The 14,787-nt window shown below is 37.1% G+C and carries 12 protein-coding genes; 11 read left to right on the forward strand and 1 reads right to left on the reverse strand.

Translation table 11 applies throughout. The annotated features are described in order from the left end of the window. Positions 1-196: 196 nt before the first annotated feature. The 11 genes from NST46_RS15340 (at position 197) to glnA (ending at position 13,630) form a co-directional block, all read left to right on the forward strand. The gene (locus tag NST46_RS15340; RefSeq protein ID WP_095308776.1) at positions 197-763 is read left to right on the forward strand and encodes an outer spore coat protein CotE; all 567 of its coding nucleotides are present in this window, start codon (positions 197-199) and stop codon (positions 761-763) included. A 160-nt stretch (positions 764-923) separates the two neighbouring features. After that, positions 924-3,503 (forward strand): DNA mismatch repair protein MutS, encoded by a 2,580-nt coding sequence (gene mutS, locus NST46_RS15345; RefSeq protein ID WP_341137440.1) that lies wholly within the window; start codon positions 924-926, stop codon positions 3,501-3,503. A gap of 160 nt (positions 3,504-3,663) precedes the next feature. Further along, positions 3,664-5,529, forward strand: a complete 1,866-nt coding sequence (mutL, locus tag NST46_RS15350; RefSeq protein ID WP_341137441.1) for a DNA mismatch repair endonuclease MutL — start codon at positions 3,664-3,666, stop codon at positions 5,527-5,529. Between the two features lie 551 nt (positions 5,530-6,080). Beyond that, positions 6,081-6,530: a Dps family protein gene (locus NST46_RS15355; protein ID WP_341137442.1), complete on the forward strand. Its 450-nt coding sequence runs from the start codon at positions 6,081-6,083 to the stop codon at positions 6,528-6,530. Between the two features lie 22 nt (positions 6,531-6,552). Continuing rightward, positions 6,553-7,485 carry a tRNA (adenosine(37)-N6)-dimethylallyltransferase MiaA gene (gene miaA, locus NST46_RS15360; RefSeq protein ID WP_341137443.1) on the forward strand — a complete coding sequence of 311 codons (933 nt, stop codon included), beginning with the start codon at positions 6,553-6,555 and terminating at the stop codon, positions 7,483-7,485. A 40-nt stretch (positions 7,486-7,525) separates the two neighbouring features. Beyond that, entirely contained in the window at positions 7,526-7,750 is a 225-nt protein-coding gene (gene hfq / locus NST46_RS15365; protein ID WP_095308785.1) for an RNA chaperone Hfq, read from the forward strand. A 292-nt stretch (positions 7,751-8,042) separates the two neighbouring features. Continuing rightward, entirely contained in the window at positions 8,043-8,960 is a 918-nt protein-coding gene (gene spoVK, locus NST46_RS15370; RefSeq protein WP_379601280.1) for a stage V sporulation protein K, read from the forward strand. Between the two features lie 55 nt (positions 8,961-9,015). Then, positions 9,016-10,248: a GTPase HflX gene (hflX, locus tag NST46_RS15375; RefSeq protein ID WP_341137444.1), complete on the forward strand. Its 1,233-nt coding sequence runs from the start codon at positions 9,016-9,018 to the stop codon at positions 10,246-10,248. 69 nt (positions 10,249-10,317) lie between these two features. Then, positions 10,318-11,574, forward strand: a complete 1,257-nt coding sequence (locus tag NST46_RS15380) for a methionine gamma-lyase family protein (protein ID WP_341137445.1) — start codon at positions 10,318-10,320, stop codon at positions 11,572-11,574. A gap of 130 nt (positions 11,575-11,704) precedes the next feature. Next, the gene (locus NST46_RS15385; RefSeq protein WP_118889011.1) at positions 11,705-12,067 is read left to right on the forward strand and encodes a MerR family transcriptional regulator; all 363 of its coding nucleotides are present in this window, start codon (positions 11,705-11,707) and stop codon (positions 12,065-12,067) included. A 225-nt stretch (positions 12,068-12,292) separates the two neighbouring features. After that, positions 12,293-13,630 (forward strand): type I glutamate--ammonia ligase, encoded by a 1,338-nt coding sequence (glnA, locus tag NST46_RS15390; RefSeq protein ID WP_118888897.1) that lies wholly within the window; start codon positions 12,293-12,295, stop codon positions 13,628-13,630. Between the two features lie 290 nt (positions 13,631-13,920). Here glnA and lexA read toward each other — a convergent pair whose 3' ends face one another. Next, positions 13,921-14,544, reverse strand: coding sequence for a transcriptional repressor LexA (gene lexA, locus NST46_RS15395; protein WP_095308795.1), 624 nt, complete (start codon positions 14,542-14,544; stop codon positions 13,921-13,923). Positions 14,545-14,787 lie beyond the last annotated feature (243 nt).

The following is a 14,787-nucleotide window of genomic DNA, read 5'->3' on the forward strand; positions in this document are numbered from 1 at the left end:
TTTTTTCTATTGTGTAGATCAAAAGTTCACAAAGTATATGTAATTGGAATAAGCTACTGAGACAATCCAAAACGCCTAGAAGTAATAATTAAAGTACTTAAAAAACCTACTATTCCTGGTTTTAATGAAATGCTATGCACTTTAGGTATTTGTCTTGCATAAAATGACTATGAAAAAAGAGGAGGTAAAAGTAATCATGACTTTTCTAGATAAAGAATATAGAGAAATCATAACAAAAGCAGTCTGTGGAAAAGGACGTAAGTTCACGCAGGATTCCCATGCCATCTCACCATCGCATAGACCTTCCAGTATATTAGGTTGCTGGGTAATCAATCATTTATATAATGCCAAGAAAAAATCAGAGGACACGGTAGAAATTAACGGTAGCTACGATATAAATGTCTGGTACTCGTACAATGACAACACGAAAACAGAAGTAGTTACAGAAAGAGTAACTTATAGTGATATCATCCCCCTATCCATTAAAGATGAAAAATCAATTAATAACGAATACGATGTCATTGCTAAAGTTATTCAACAACCGAATTGTTTGGAATGCAAGATCGCTAGTAATGGAAATAAAGTCACAATCGAAATTGAACGTGAATTTATTGTCCAAATAATTGGTGATACAAAAGTGTTTGTAAGAGTAAATCCGAATTGGGAGAAAACGGAAGAAGACGATGATGAAGCGTGGGATTTCGAAATGACAGAAGATGAAGCAAAGGATGTTAAGCCAGATTTTTTCCAAAAGAAAGACTAAAAAATGCGAGGGATAATACTCTCGCTTTTTTATTTTTTCAGCTTAAGTAAAGCGTACGATCGTGTTTCATCATTTTCAGTGTAATTTTTCGTTTCTACTATTGAGGCTGATTTATGCTATAATTGCAGAAGAATATTTTTGGGCAGTTGGAGGATTTACGATGGCTAAGCTTACACCAATGATGGAACAATATATGAAAATAAAAGCAGAATATAAAGATGCATTCCTTTTTTACAGATTGGGTGATTTTTATGAAATGTTTTATGAAGATGCAATTGATGCTGCTAGGGAGTTAGAAATTACCCTTACAAAAAGAGGTGGGGGAAAGAGTGAAGCAGAAATTCCGATGTGTGGAATCCCGCACCATTCTGCTGAAAATTACATAAAAACATTAATTGAAAAAGGATATAAAGTTGCGATTTGCGAACAAGTAGAGGATCCTAAAACAGCAAAAGGAGTAGTAAAAAGGGAAGTTGTTCAGCTGATTACACCGGGAACAGTAATGGAAAGCAATATGCTAAAAGAAGGAGAAAACAACTATATAGCAAGTCTCTCCCATTTTAAGGATGGTTCCTATGTAGTTGCTTATAATGATCTATCTACGGGGGAGAATAACCTTGCATTAATTACCGGTGGGTGGGATTCGGTTCTTCATGAACTGTTTAATCAGCCGATTCGAGAGATTGTTATTTCTTCCAATTTACCGGAAGAAATGCAGCTGCAACTGAAAGAAAGATTGAATATTACACTGTCATATCAAAATGAAGTAGCGTTCAGTGCGGAATATCGTAATCTAAGTGAGAACTTAAATGATGAACGTTTAATGAAAGCATTTAGTCGTCTATTGAATTATATTCAAGATACACAAAAGAGATCCCTCGACCATCTGCAGCCTGCAGAAGTTATTAGGTTAAAGGATCATCTCTCACTTGATATGTATTCCAAACGAAATTTAGAATTGACAGAAACGATTATGAAAAAGGGAAAACACGGTAGTCTGCTTTGGGTACTAGATAAAACTGCTACTGCAATGGGATCACGAATGCTCAAAAAATGGTTAGAACGACCATTGCTTGATCAGAATCAAATTGAAGCGCGTCTCGAAGCGGTTGAAGGATTTTATCGTGGTTTTATGGAGCGCGATACATTGCGTGAGGTTTTGAAATCCGTTTATGACCTCGAACGTTTAGCTGGAAGAATCGCATTCGGTAATGTGAACGCTAGAGACCTAATTCAGTTAAAAGTATCGCTGCAAAAGATTCCGGAATTGAAGAATACATTAGAGCAGTTTCAGGTAAAGGAACTTAGCAAACTTGCCGAACAACTTGTCTATCCTGAATATCTTGTTACATTATTAGATGATAGTCTTGTAGAAAACCCACCAATATCGATTAAAGAAGGATCGATTATTAAGAATGGCTATAATGAAACATTGGATACCTATCGGGATGCTTCTAAGAATGGGAAAACCTGGATTGCAGAACTTGAGAAAAAAGAAAGAGAAGAAACCAACATTAAATCCTTAAAAGTGGGCTATAATCGGGTATTCGGCTATTATATCGAAGTGACAAAAGCTAATATTCACCTTTTGCCTGAAGGTAGATATGAGCGAAAACAAACATTAACAAATGCAGAACGTTATATTACTCCTGAGCTGAAAGAAAAAGAAGTTCTCATCCTAGAAGCAGAAGAAAAAAGTGTTGATTTAGAATATACATTGTTTATCGAAATCAGAGAGAAAATAAAAACGCATATTCCTGAACTTCAGCAACTTGCAGAGGTTGTAAGTAAAATTGATGTATTACAAGGATTTGCAACAGTTAGTGAGGAAAATAATTACCAGCGTCCAACATTTGAAGGTACCAAATTAATGATTAAAAATGGTCGCCATCCGGTTGTAGAGCAAGTTATGAAAGAGGGCTTATTTGTACCGAATGATATTACATTGGATGAGGACAAGCGTATCTTGTTAATTACTGGTCCGAATATGTCAGGCAAGAGTACATATATGCGGCAACTAGCATTAACAGCTATTATGGGACAGATTGGTTGTTTTGTCCCTTGTGAAGAGGCTGAATTAATTATTTTTGATCAAATATTTACTCGTATAGGAGCAGCAGATGATTTGGTTTCAGGACAAAGTACATTCATGGTTGAGATGCTGGAAGCGAAGCATGCAATTGCAAATGCAACCGATCGAAGTTTGATTCTCTTGGATGAAATCGGACGAGGAACAAGCACATATGATGGAATGGCCTTAGCACAAGCTATTGTTGAATATATTCATAATAATATTCATGCTAAGACATTATTTTCTACCCATTATCATGAGCTGACGGCACTGGAGAATTCATTGTCAAATCTTAAAAATATCCATGTTCGTGCAGAAGAAAATGAAGGAACAGTTGTGTTTTTACACCAGATTAAAGAAGGTGCAGCAGATCAAAGCTATGGCATTCATGTTGCAAAGCTTGCTGAGCTGCCGGATGCTTTAATTGAACGAGCTACCGTCATTTTAGAGGAATTAGAAAGTGATGATAAACCAACACCGAGGACAGAAAAAATAGAAGATGGTCAATTAAGTTTCTTCGTTGAGGAAAAGCTTCCTGCAAAAAAAGAAAAGCAGTCTGCTAAGCAGCATATGGTTGTAACGGAATTAAAAGATTTAAATCTATTTGAACTGACACCATTGGAAGCAATGAATGAATTGTACAGATTACAGAAAATGGTGAAGCAATAAAATATGTGTTCAAAAGGAACATAAAAAGGAACGAGATTGGCTAGTAGGTTAGAGGCGGCGAAGTTTTTGCGTGCGATACGGACTTGCACAGGATGTGATGTTCTCCACGTTCCTTTTTACCGGACTTATGAACTGTTTCAAAAAAGAAAGGATTTTTTGCATGCCTATTATACAAATGTCTGAGAGTCTCGCAAACAAAATAGCAGCAGGAGAAGTTGTTGAACGACCGGCTTCTGTCGTAAAAGAGCTCGTGGAAAATAGCATCGATGCAAACAGTACTTGGATTAAGGTAGATATCGTTGAAGCCGGCTTACAGCAGATTAAGATTACTGATAATGGTGACGGAATGTCCGAGCAAGATGCAACGAAAGCGTTCCTCCGGCATGCTACAAGTAAAATAAAAAACGAAACGGATTTATTCCATGTGAAAACCCTTGGATTTCGTGGAGAGGCTTTAGCTAGTATAGCTTCTGTTAGTAAACTAATTGTTAAAACCTCACAGGGTGATTCGGCAAGTACTTTTCTAGCTTTAGAAGGCGGAAAGGTATTAGAAAAAAAGAAGTCCGATGCACGTAAAGGAACGGAAATCATCGTAGAGAATCTTTTTTTTAATACGCCAGCTCGATTAAAGTATATGAAAAGTTTGCACACGGAATTAGGTCACATTACAGACCTGCTAAATCGATTAGCCCTATCCCATCCAGAAATACGCTTTGAGGCGACACATAATGGGAAAGGTTTATTCAAAACAGCTGGAACTGGTGACGTACTTCAAGTTATTTCACAAATTTATGGAATGAATATTGCTAAAAAAATGCTCCCAATTAAGCATGAGACCCTTGATTTTTCAATTGGAGGCTATATTGCCAAGCCTGAAGTAACAAGGGCTTCACGAGCCTATATCTCTACTATTATAAATGGACGCTATATACGAAGTGTAGCATTGAACCAAGCAATTATTCGTGCTTACCATACGCTTTTGCCAATTGGGCGGTCACCCATTGTTGTGTTATCAATCAAAATGGATCCAATTCTGGTCGATGTGAACGTCCATCCAACGAAGCTTGAGGTTCGATTTAGTAAAGATAGGGAATTGTTTACAGCAATTGAAGAAACGATTAAACAAAAATTTCGAGAAATAACATTAATACCAGAAATGGAAAGAAAAGTGACACCGAAAGAGAAATCGGTCCAACATACGATGAATTTTGATAATCCTGTAGTGGAGAGAGAGCGTGAGAACGGAGGGTTGCAGTCGAAAGAACAGCTGGTAAAATACAATCCACCAGTCAATGAGGTTCGAGAGCCTGATGCTTCTTCCGTTGAATACGAAGAAAAATATACAGCAACGAAAGATGAAGCGGATACTGAAGAGAGTTTTCCTGCCGCATCCTATATAGAGACACCAGTGGTAGAGCAACAGCCTATAGAAGTCGATCAACAACGTGTGCCGACTATGTATCCTATTGGTCAGTTACAAGGAACTTATATCCTGGCTCAAAATGAAAATGGACTTTATATGATTGATCAGCATGCTGCGCAGGAACGAATCAAATACGAATTCTTTAAAGAGAAATTAGGTAAGCCTATGAATGAATCACAGGAATTGCTTTTACCGATGACCTTTGAATTCTCAAAACGAGAAGCAATATTTATTGAGCAATATAAAGAAAGTTTTGAGAAAGTGGGTTTGTTTTTCGAAGCTTTTGGGAATCAAACCTATGTAATTCGCTCACACCCAAATTGGTTTCCGACAGGGTTTGAGGAAGAAGTTATACGCGAGATGGTCGAGCAAATTATGAATGAAGAGAAAGTGAATGTGGAATCGATTCGTGAAGAAGCAGCAATTCTTATGTCCTGTAAACGTTCCATCAAAGCAAACCATTATTTAAAGCAGGAAGAAATGTTTCGACTCCTGGAAGACTTGCGAACGACAACCGACCCATTCACATGCCCACATGGCAGGCCAATTATTGTTCACTTTTCGACGTATGAACTGGAAAAAATGTTCAAGCGCGTTATGTAACCAACCATTGTCCGTAAAGTAAAGTTTGTAAGTTTGTTGTTTTGATTAGTTTAGAATCCACTATAGGCCCAAGGTTCTTTTGGTAACCTAGTTAAGTAGTATTTGAAAGAAACTCCGAACTAACTTCTCGGTTGTTTTCTTCAAGTATGTGCAACAATCGCCGTCGGGATCGCTCCGGGCGGATGCTTTCCGTGGGCACGGCTTCAGCCTCTCCGGAAGAAACCCACTTCCGGTGAGTCTTCAGACACGCGCTATTCCCACTGGAGTCACGCCCTGCGCTCACCCGGACTGGTAGCACATCGATATCGTTTTTATTAATTCCACAAGTAATAATTGGTGAGCATATACTAGCGAAGTATATTTCCGGAGCGGGTAGACGCACAATCCATTTAAATACACTAATCCACAGTTTATATATTATAAGAATCATTCGGATTACAGTTGGAACTTCTTAATCTGTACGGGAGTTAAATTCGATATGTATAAATTGTTCACACCATGCCAAAGCTAACACTATGCATTATTGCAAATACATTTTAGGTGTGTGTAAAGTGGAAAATCAAAAGCTAGTTAATTTCTTAAATCAATTACTGTCAAACTACTTTATTATGTATGTAAAATTACACCGCTACCATTGGTTTGTTCAAGGTAGACATTTCTTTCAGTTACATGAAAAGATGGAGGAATTATATACACGATTTGCGACAGATATTGATGAAATCGCAGAACGGGTTTTAATGATTGATGGAAAGCCACTTGCTACTATGAGCAAATATTTAAAAGAAGCAACATTGGATGAAGCTAACGCAGATGATAAAGAGGAAGAGATCATCCAACAATTAATTCACGATTTCGCTCAAATCATATCGGAAATGAAACAGACAGGCATTCCGCTTGCTGGGGAATTAAATGATGAACCAACATCAGATTTGTTAATAACATTACAAGGCCAGCTAGAGAAAGATGTCTGGATGTTAAAGGCTTATACAGCTTATGAATAAAAACGTAATTTAGGGGAATACTATGAAAAAAAATGTAGTCGCAATTATGGGACCGACCGCTGTTGGCAAAACAAAATTAAGCATTGAGCTTGCAAAACGATTTAATGGTGAAATTATCAGCGGAGACTCTATGCAAGTATACAAAGGACTAGATATTGGTACAGCAAAAATTAAGCAGGCGGAAATGCAAGGTATTCCGCATCATATGCTTGATATAAGAGGGCCAGATGAGGACTTCTCTGCTGCTGATTTTAAGGCGCTGGTACAGCAATACATTGCTGAAATTACAGCACGAGGAAAGTTGCCGATTATTGTTGGTGGGAGTGGATTGTATATACAGGCCGCCCTTTATGATTATAATTTTTCAGATCGTAAAAGGGACCCTCTACTTACTAAAGAGATGGAGGAAATAGTTGAGTTAGAAGGAATTATGCCGTTATATCAGCGGCTAGAGCAAATTGATCCAGAGCAAGCTAAGAAAATTCATCCAAATAACCACCGACGGGTTATTCGTGCATTGGAAATCTATGAAACAACTGGAATGACAATGAGTGAATACGAAAAAAACCAAGTGATGGAATCACCTTATAACCCGATATTGCTTGGATTAGAAATGCCAAGAGCGCTATTATATGAGCGAATCAACGATCGAGTAGATCAAATGATTGAGAAAGGTTTAAAAACAGAAGTAAAAAAAGTGTATGATGAAGGATATGCCAGCTGTCAATCGATGAAAGCGATCGGTTATAAGGAATGGATCAGCTACTTTAAAGGTGAACAAAGTTTAGAGGGAACGGTTGAATTGCTGAAACGAAATTCAAGAAGATATGCAAAAAGACAATATACATGGTTCAAAAACAAAATGGATGTTACATGGTATTCTGTAACTCCTTCCACAATTGATGAAGATTTTACATTAATTTTCGAGGAATTAGCAGGAATTTTGAAAAAATGATAGAATTAATACATACAGATAGAAAAGAGGAGGAAGTTTGATGGCGCAATCAGTCAATATTCAGGATCAATACTTAAACCAATTGAGAAAGAATCATATTTCAGTTACTGTGATTTTAACAAATGGCTTTCAATTGAGGGGTATTGTTAAAGCATTTGACAATTTTACAGTTTTAGTAGAAACGGATGGTAAACAGCAGCTTATTTTTAAACATGCTATCTCAACCTTTGCTCCAGTTAAAAATGTAACTTTGGATAAAGAATAGCTATTGTAACGGACGCTAATTGAAGCGTCCGTTTTCCTGCTTTTAGAGGTGGAAATATTTAGAGACACACCTCATGTAATCAATTGATGTGGTTGTACTGGTACATAAATGATATAAATGGCGACATATTAAGAAGCGTAACTGTTCGATTGGATTGCGATTAAAATGACTTTAGTGGTTACATGACTTCATTTTTTATAAAATCATGTTGCATTTGAAATACCATATGCTGGGCTATTGTCACGCATATCTTCCTGTTTGCGTATAATGGGATGGAATAAGGGGTGATTTCATAGTGACACAGATGCAAGGATATAAAAATGGAAAGATTAATATAATTTTACAGGAACGAAAAGATACTATACCAAACGCAAAACCACTATCAATCGAAAACAGTCCGTTCAACAAGGTTGATGCTGCTTTTTCTTCATTTGTTGGAATGAATAATTTGAAGCAGACGATAAAGGAAATTTATGCAACAATCTTAATGAATGAAAAACGGAAAGAAATGGGATTAAAAAGCTCGAAGCAAGTATTGCATATGCTTTTTAAAGGTAACCCTGGCACAGGTAAAACGACGGTAGCTAGAAAACTGGCTAAAATGTATTATGATATGAATATTCTTTCCAAAGGGCATTTTATAGAGGCTGAAAGAGCTGATCTTGTAGGGGAATATATTGGTCAAACAGCGCAAAAAACGCGAGCAATTATTCAGAAAGCGATGGGTGGCATACTATTTATTGATGAAGCATATTCCTTAGCGCGTGGTGGAGAAAAGGATTTCGGTAAAGAAGCGATTGACACCTTAGTAAAGCATATGGAGGATAATCATGATGACTTTGTCCTTATTTTGGCTGGCTATCCGTATGAGATGGACCGCTTTTTAACATTTAATCCTGGTTTGGAGTCCAGATTTCCTTTTATCCTTGAGTTTGCAAACTATGAGGTAAATCAATTGATGGAGATCGCGAAGCAGATGGCATCGCTTCGGGAATATAACCTAACAAAAGAAGCAGAAAGGGAGCTGCGAAATCATCTATATAAAAAGCTCTATGAGAAAAACAGAAATTTTTCCAATGCAAGGTATGTACGAAATGTGATTGAGCGTGCAATTCGATTACATGCAGTGCGTGTTTTAGAGCAAGCGACTTATACAACGAAAGATTTGATTCAACTTACTGGAAATGACCTACAATTAGACCCTGATTAACGTTCTTTGTTATGATGGAAATACAAAAGCAAGACATAAAAGAAAGAGGTTACAAATGTCTAAAGAAAAAATACTAATTATCGCAGTAAAACAAAAGACACAAAGTGATGAACTTTTTTCTTCCTCATTAGAAGAATTAATCTCATTAAGCAAAACTGCAGGTGGAACGGTAGAAAAGGTTATGACTCAAAATAGAAATCGTATCCACCCTGCTACATATATTGGTGAGGGAAAAGTGCACGAAATGATTGCGTTTATGGAAGAAGTGGAAATCGATCTCGTCCTGTCGAATGATGAGCTTTCGGCAGGACAATTAAGAAACTTGACAGACCTTCTTGGAGTAAGGATTATTGATCGCAGTCAGCTTATCCTTGATATATTTGCAATGCGTGCGAGAACGAAGGAAGGGAAACTGCAGGTTGAGCTCGCTCAGCTAGAATATATGCTGCCGAGGTTACATGGTCAAGGAGTGGCAATGTCAAGACTTGGGGGCGGAATCGGGACAAGAGGTCCAGGGGAAACAAAACTGGAAACGGACCGAAGACATATAAATAAGCGTATCGATGATATTAAGAGCAGATTAAAGCAAGTTGTTAACCAAAGAACACAGTACCGTAAAAGAAGAAAAAATAATGCTACTTTCCAAATAGCGATTGTAGGCTATACCAACGCAGGAAAATCAACATTATTTAACCGATTAACGATGAGTGACTCACTTGAGGAAGATCTCTTATTTGCAACATTAGATCCATTAACGAGAAAGGTTCGTTTGCCTTCAGGGTTTGAACTGCTTATGACAGATACAGTTGGATTCCTTCAGGAGCTTCCAACAGCATTAATTGCTTCCTTCAGGTCAACATTAGAAGAAGTCGTTGAGTCAGATTTTTTATTACATGTAGTAGACGCATCCCATCCGGACCAAGTGCAGCAGCAGGATACTGTAAATCGTTTGCTTGAAGAGCTTGAGGCAAATCATTTACTGATGCTGACACTGTATAATAAAAGAGATATGGTGGAAGGGGACTTTATACCAGAGAATCATCCATACCTGTTAGTAAGTGCATACGATAAAAAGGACAATGAGTTGGTTTTGCAAAAGGTGGAAGACATGCTTAAAGAACAGTGGCAACCTTATTCGGTTGAATTAAATCCCGATCAAGGCAATTTAATCAATAAACTTACGAAAGAGACAATTATTACTTGTAAACAGTTTGATGAAGATAAAAATAAATATTTGATTGAAGGGTCTATAAGAAAAGACCATGCATTGAATCATTTCTTATTATAGAAAATGAATTAAATGTAGTCGACATTACTTTTTACAAATGAACAGCTAGAAGAGGAGAAACAAAAACAGATGATAGAAAATTGGATAACACAAGCAGAAGAAAATTGTGGAGAGCGATTTAAAGAAATTAATAAGATTGTAGAAATGAATCAAAAGAAAGTACTCGATGCTTTTATAAAAAATCGGATTAGCGATAGTCATTTTAATTCGACGACTGGTTATGGATATGATGATTTAGGGCGAGAGGGGATAGAAGCTGTTTATGCGGATGTCTTTGGCGGAGAAGATGCACTCGTTCGTCCGCAAATCGTCTCCGGGACACATGCGATTTCCACAGCTTTATTCGGGTTGTTGCGACCGAATGATGAATTAATCTATATAACTGGAAAACCTTATGATACGTTGGAAGAAGTAATCGGTAAACGAGGAAATAATGCGGGCTCCTTAATGGATTTTCATATTAATTATAATGAAGTTTCACTGACGGCTGATGGTTCAATTGATTATAGAAAGGTAAAACATGCAATCAATGAGAAAACAAAGGTTATTGGTATCCAGCGTTCGAAAGGATATGATGAAAGACCATCTTTTACAATTGACCAAATTGGTGAAATGGTTCGTTTTGTAAAGGAAATCAATCAAGACATTATTGTTTTTGTTGATAATTGCTATGGTGAATTTGTGGAAGATAAGGAACCACTTCAGGTTGGGGCAGACATTATGGCTGGTTCTTTAATTAAAAATCCAGGTGGTGGCATTGTACGAGCTGGTGGATATATTGTTGGGAAAGCGGATTTAATACACCAATGCGGGAATCGTTTAACAGCTCCAGGACTTGGTAAAGAGACCGGTGCTACGATGAACATGCTTCAAGAAATGTATCAAGGGTTCTTCCTTGCACCACATATTGTTGGGGAAGCGTTAAAGGGAGCAGTGTTAACCGCGCGTTTTCTGGAGTTGGTCGGGTTTCAAACATCACCAGGTTATAAGGAGAAACGAACAGACTTAATTCAATCGGTAACCTTTAAAGAAGCGGATCAAATGATAGCTTTTTGTCAGGCCATCCAGCAATATTCTCCAGTAAATTCCTTTGTTACACCGTACCCTAGCGAAATGCCGGGATATGAGGATGAGGTCATTATGGCCGCTGGTACATTTATTCAAGGTGCAAGCATTGAACTATCAGCAGATGGCCCAATAAGAGAGCCCTTTACAGCATTTGTTCAAGGAGGATTAACCTATTCTCATGTGAAAATCGCTTTAAAAGAATCCGTAAAAGCATTATTGGATAAAGGTTTTTTACCGGTTAAAAAGGGAATAGAATGACTATAAAGAGTTTCTATGAAAAACGATGTTAGAATTCCTGACATATAATTGACAGGATACCTTACATAATTTATAATGTTGTTATAAAAGCTTAGGGGGTTATCTTTTGAATGATCAAGATCGTCGTTCGATGCCCTTGTTCTCAATTGGTATAGTTATGAAACTAACTGAACTAACAGCGAGACAAATCAGATATTATGAAGAAAATGAATTAATCACACCGGAACGAACCTCTGGCAATCAACGTTTGTTTTCCTTCAATGATGTTGACAAACTTTTAGAAATTAAGGACCTTTTAGATAAAGGCTTGAATCTAGCCGGGATAAAGCTTTTGCTTAAGGGGGAAGTAATCGTTGAGGAGAAGGTTGAGCAGAAATCGGATATATCTGATAAAGAACTTCGAAAAATTTTAAAACATGAGTTAAGTGAAGCTGGTAGACTGGGAAGAACAAGCTTGCGACAAGGCGAACTTTCAAGATTTTTTCGCAGTTAGGTAAGCTTAAAATTTCCTAACTGTACAGTTGTTCTCAAGAGGCTTGCACAAGTGTTGGGTTTTCTTAGAATTTGATGAATTAGTTTCTAAGAATAGCCTTTACGAATACCAAGCATCTAATGAAAAAGGTGTTAAGTATGGTAAGGGAAGCAATGATATTTAACGACGTTTTTCAGGAGCTTCCCGCAGCATATTTATAATATATTTTTAGGAGGAGAAGCAAGTATGGGAGAGAGATTTACAAAGGAATCAATCAAGAAGCAAATTAAAGAGGAAAACGTTAAGTTTATCCGTTTGCAATTTACGGATATGCTTGGAACTATCAAAAACGTCGAAATCCCGCTAAGTCAACTAGATAAAGCTTTGGATAATAAAATGATGTTTGATGGTTCATCGATTGAAGGCTTTGTTCGTATTGAAGAATCGGATATGCAATTACATCCAGACTTGGATACGTTTGTAGTGTTCCCATGGACTTCAGAAAAAGGAAAGGTAGCTCGTTTTATTTGTGATATTTATAATCCTGATGGAACACCGTTTTCTGGATGTCCGAGATACAACTTGAAGCGTAACCTAAAGAAAATGGAAGAGTTAGGATTCACTGCATTTAATATTGGGACTGAACCTGAATTCTTTTTGTTCAAACTGGATGAAAATGGTGAGCCAACACTTGAATTAAATGATCATGGTGGATATTTTGACTTAGCACCAACAGATTTAGGGGAAAACTGCCGTCGGGATATCGTTTTGGAGTTGGAAGAAATGGGCTTTGAGATTGAAGCTTCTCACCATGAGGTAGCTCCAGGGCAACATGAAATTGACTTTAAATACTCTGATGCGATCAAGCATGCAGATGATATTCAAACTTTTAAATTAGTTGTTAAAACAATTGCAAGAAAGCATAATCTGCATGCAACTTTTATGCCAAAACCATTATTCGGAGTAAATGGCTCTGGAATGCATGTGAATATGTCATTGTTTTCCGGTAAAGAGAATGCCTTTTTTGATAAAAGTGGTGATATGGAATTAAGTAAAACTGCATTTCAATTCCTTGCTGGAATATTAGAACATGCAACGCATTTTACAGCTGTTACAAATCCAACAGTAAATTCCTATAAGCGATTAGTTCCTGGATACGAAGCACCTTGTTATGTTGCTTGGTCTGGATCAAACCGTAGTCCATTAATTCGAATTCCAACATCTAGAGGGTTAAGCACTCGTATTGAGGTTCGCAGTGTAGATCCAGCCGCAAACCCATATCTGGCACTTTCTGTATTGTTAGCTGCTGGCTTAGATGGAGTGGAAAATAAGATGGAGCCGCCAGTTTCGATTGATCGTAACATCTATGTAATGGATAAAGCAGAACGCGAAGCAAATGGTATTAAAGATTTACCTGCTACGTTAATGGATGCACTAACTGAACTTAAGAAAGATGAAGTACTTGTTGAAGCACTAGGTGAGCATTTATTTGAACACTTTATTGAAGCGAAGGAAATTGAATGGGATATGTTCAGAACAACTGTTCACCCATGGGAGAGAGAGCAGTATCTAACAAATTATTAAGCGTGTTTATTTGGTGAGTGCGGTTAAATATTTAGTGAAGTTCAATGCTTGATATTTGGCATGTACCCACGAAATAATCACCAAATTATCGGAGTGATGTATTGTAACTCCTTTTAATAAACTTCATATAACGATTAGTTCCAAATACCGTTCATACATAAGTGTGAACGGTATTTATATTGTTTATAAAACGTCTTGAAGGATAACGAATAGAAAAAAGCCCAACACTTTTTGTGATAGGGCTATTGAATACGTATATATTGGAATATTATTCCGGCCGTGCCGATAGATTAATGAATATTTCGGTACAAGCCGATTACTTTTCCTAAAATCGTGACATTTTGATAAATTAACGGCTCCATCGTCGCGTTTTCTGGTTGTAGGCGAATATGTCCTTTTTCTTTAAAAAATCGCTTTACTGTTGCTTCATTATCATCGGTCATTGCAACAACAATATCACTATTATCTGCAGTGTTTTGTTGCTTAACAATAACCATATCTCCATCAAGAATTCCGGCCTCTATCATACTTTCTCCATCAATTTCCAGAATAAATAAATTATCATCAGGACTTGCGGTTGTACTAGGAAGCGGAATAAATTCCTCGATGTTCTCAACGGCAGTAATTGGAATACCTGCAGTAACCTTACCGATCACTGGAGCATAGCGAACTTCTTCTTTAGGTATATGACTATCTTCTGATAGATCCATAATTTCGATTGCTCTTGGTTTTGTAGGATCCCGGCGAATATATCCTTTCGATTCAATTCTCTCAAGATGCCCATGAACGGTAGAACTAGAAGCAAGACCAACAGCGGCTGCTATTTCACGTACAGACGGTGGATATCCTTTTTTTCTAACTTCATCTTTTATAAACTCAAGAATCATTTGTTGTCTTTTTGAAAGTTTTGTCATCTCTTTTTCACCTCTCACATAGGATTTATTAATGATAGTTTACCATTTTACGTATACTTAAGCAAACATTCGTTCTAAAAAAAGTTGACAAGACCATATGTTCGGTAGTATACTTTTGTTAATCGAACAGTCGTTCTTAAAAAGGGGGCTATAATCATGTTTGAAAAAATTTCAAAAACGGATGCTTTTTATTTAGTAGCTTTTGCGTTAACATTAGGGTTCTTATACTTTTCTATCATTATT

The organism is Oceanobacillus sp. FSL W7-1309 (assembly GCF_038002145.1).
GTDB classification, from domain to species: Bacteria; Bacillota; Bacilli; order Bacillales; family Amphibacillaceae; genus Oceanobacillus; species Oceanobacillus profundus.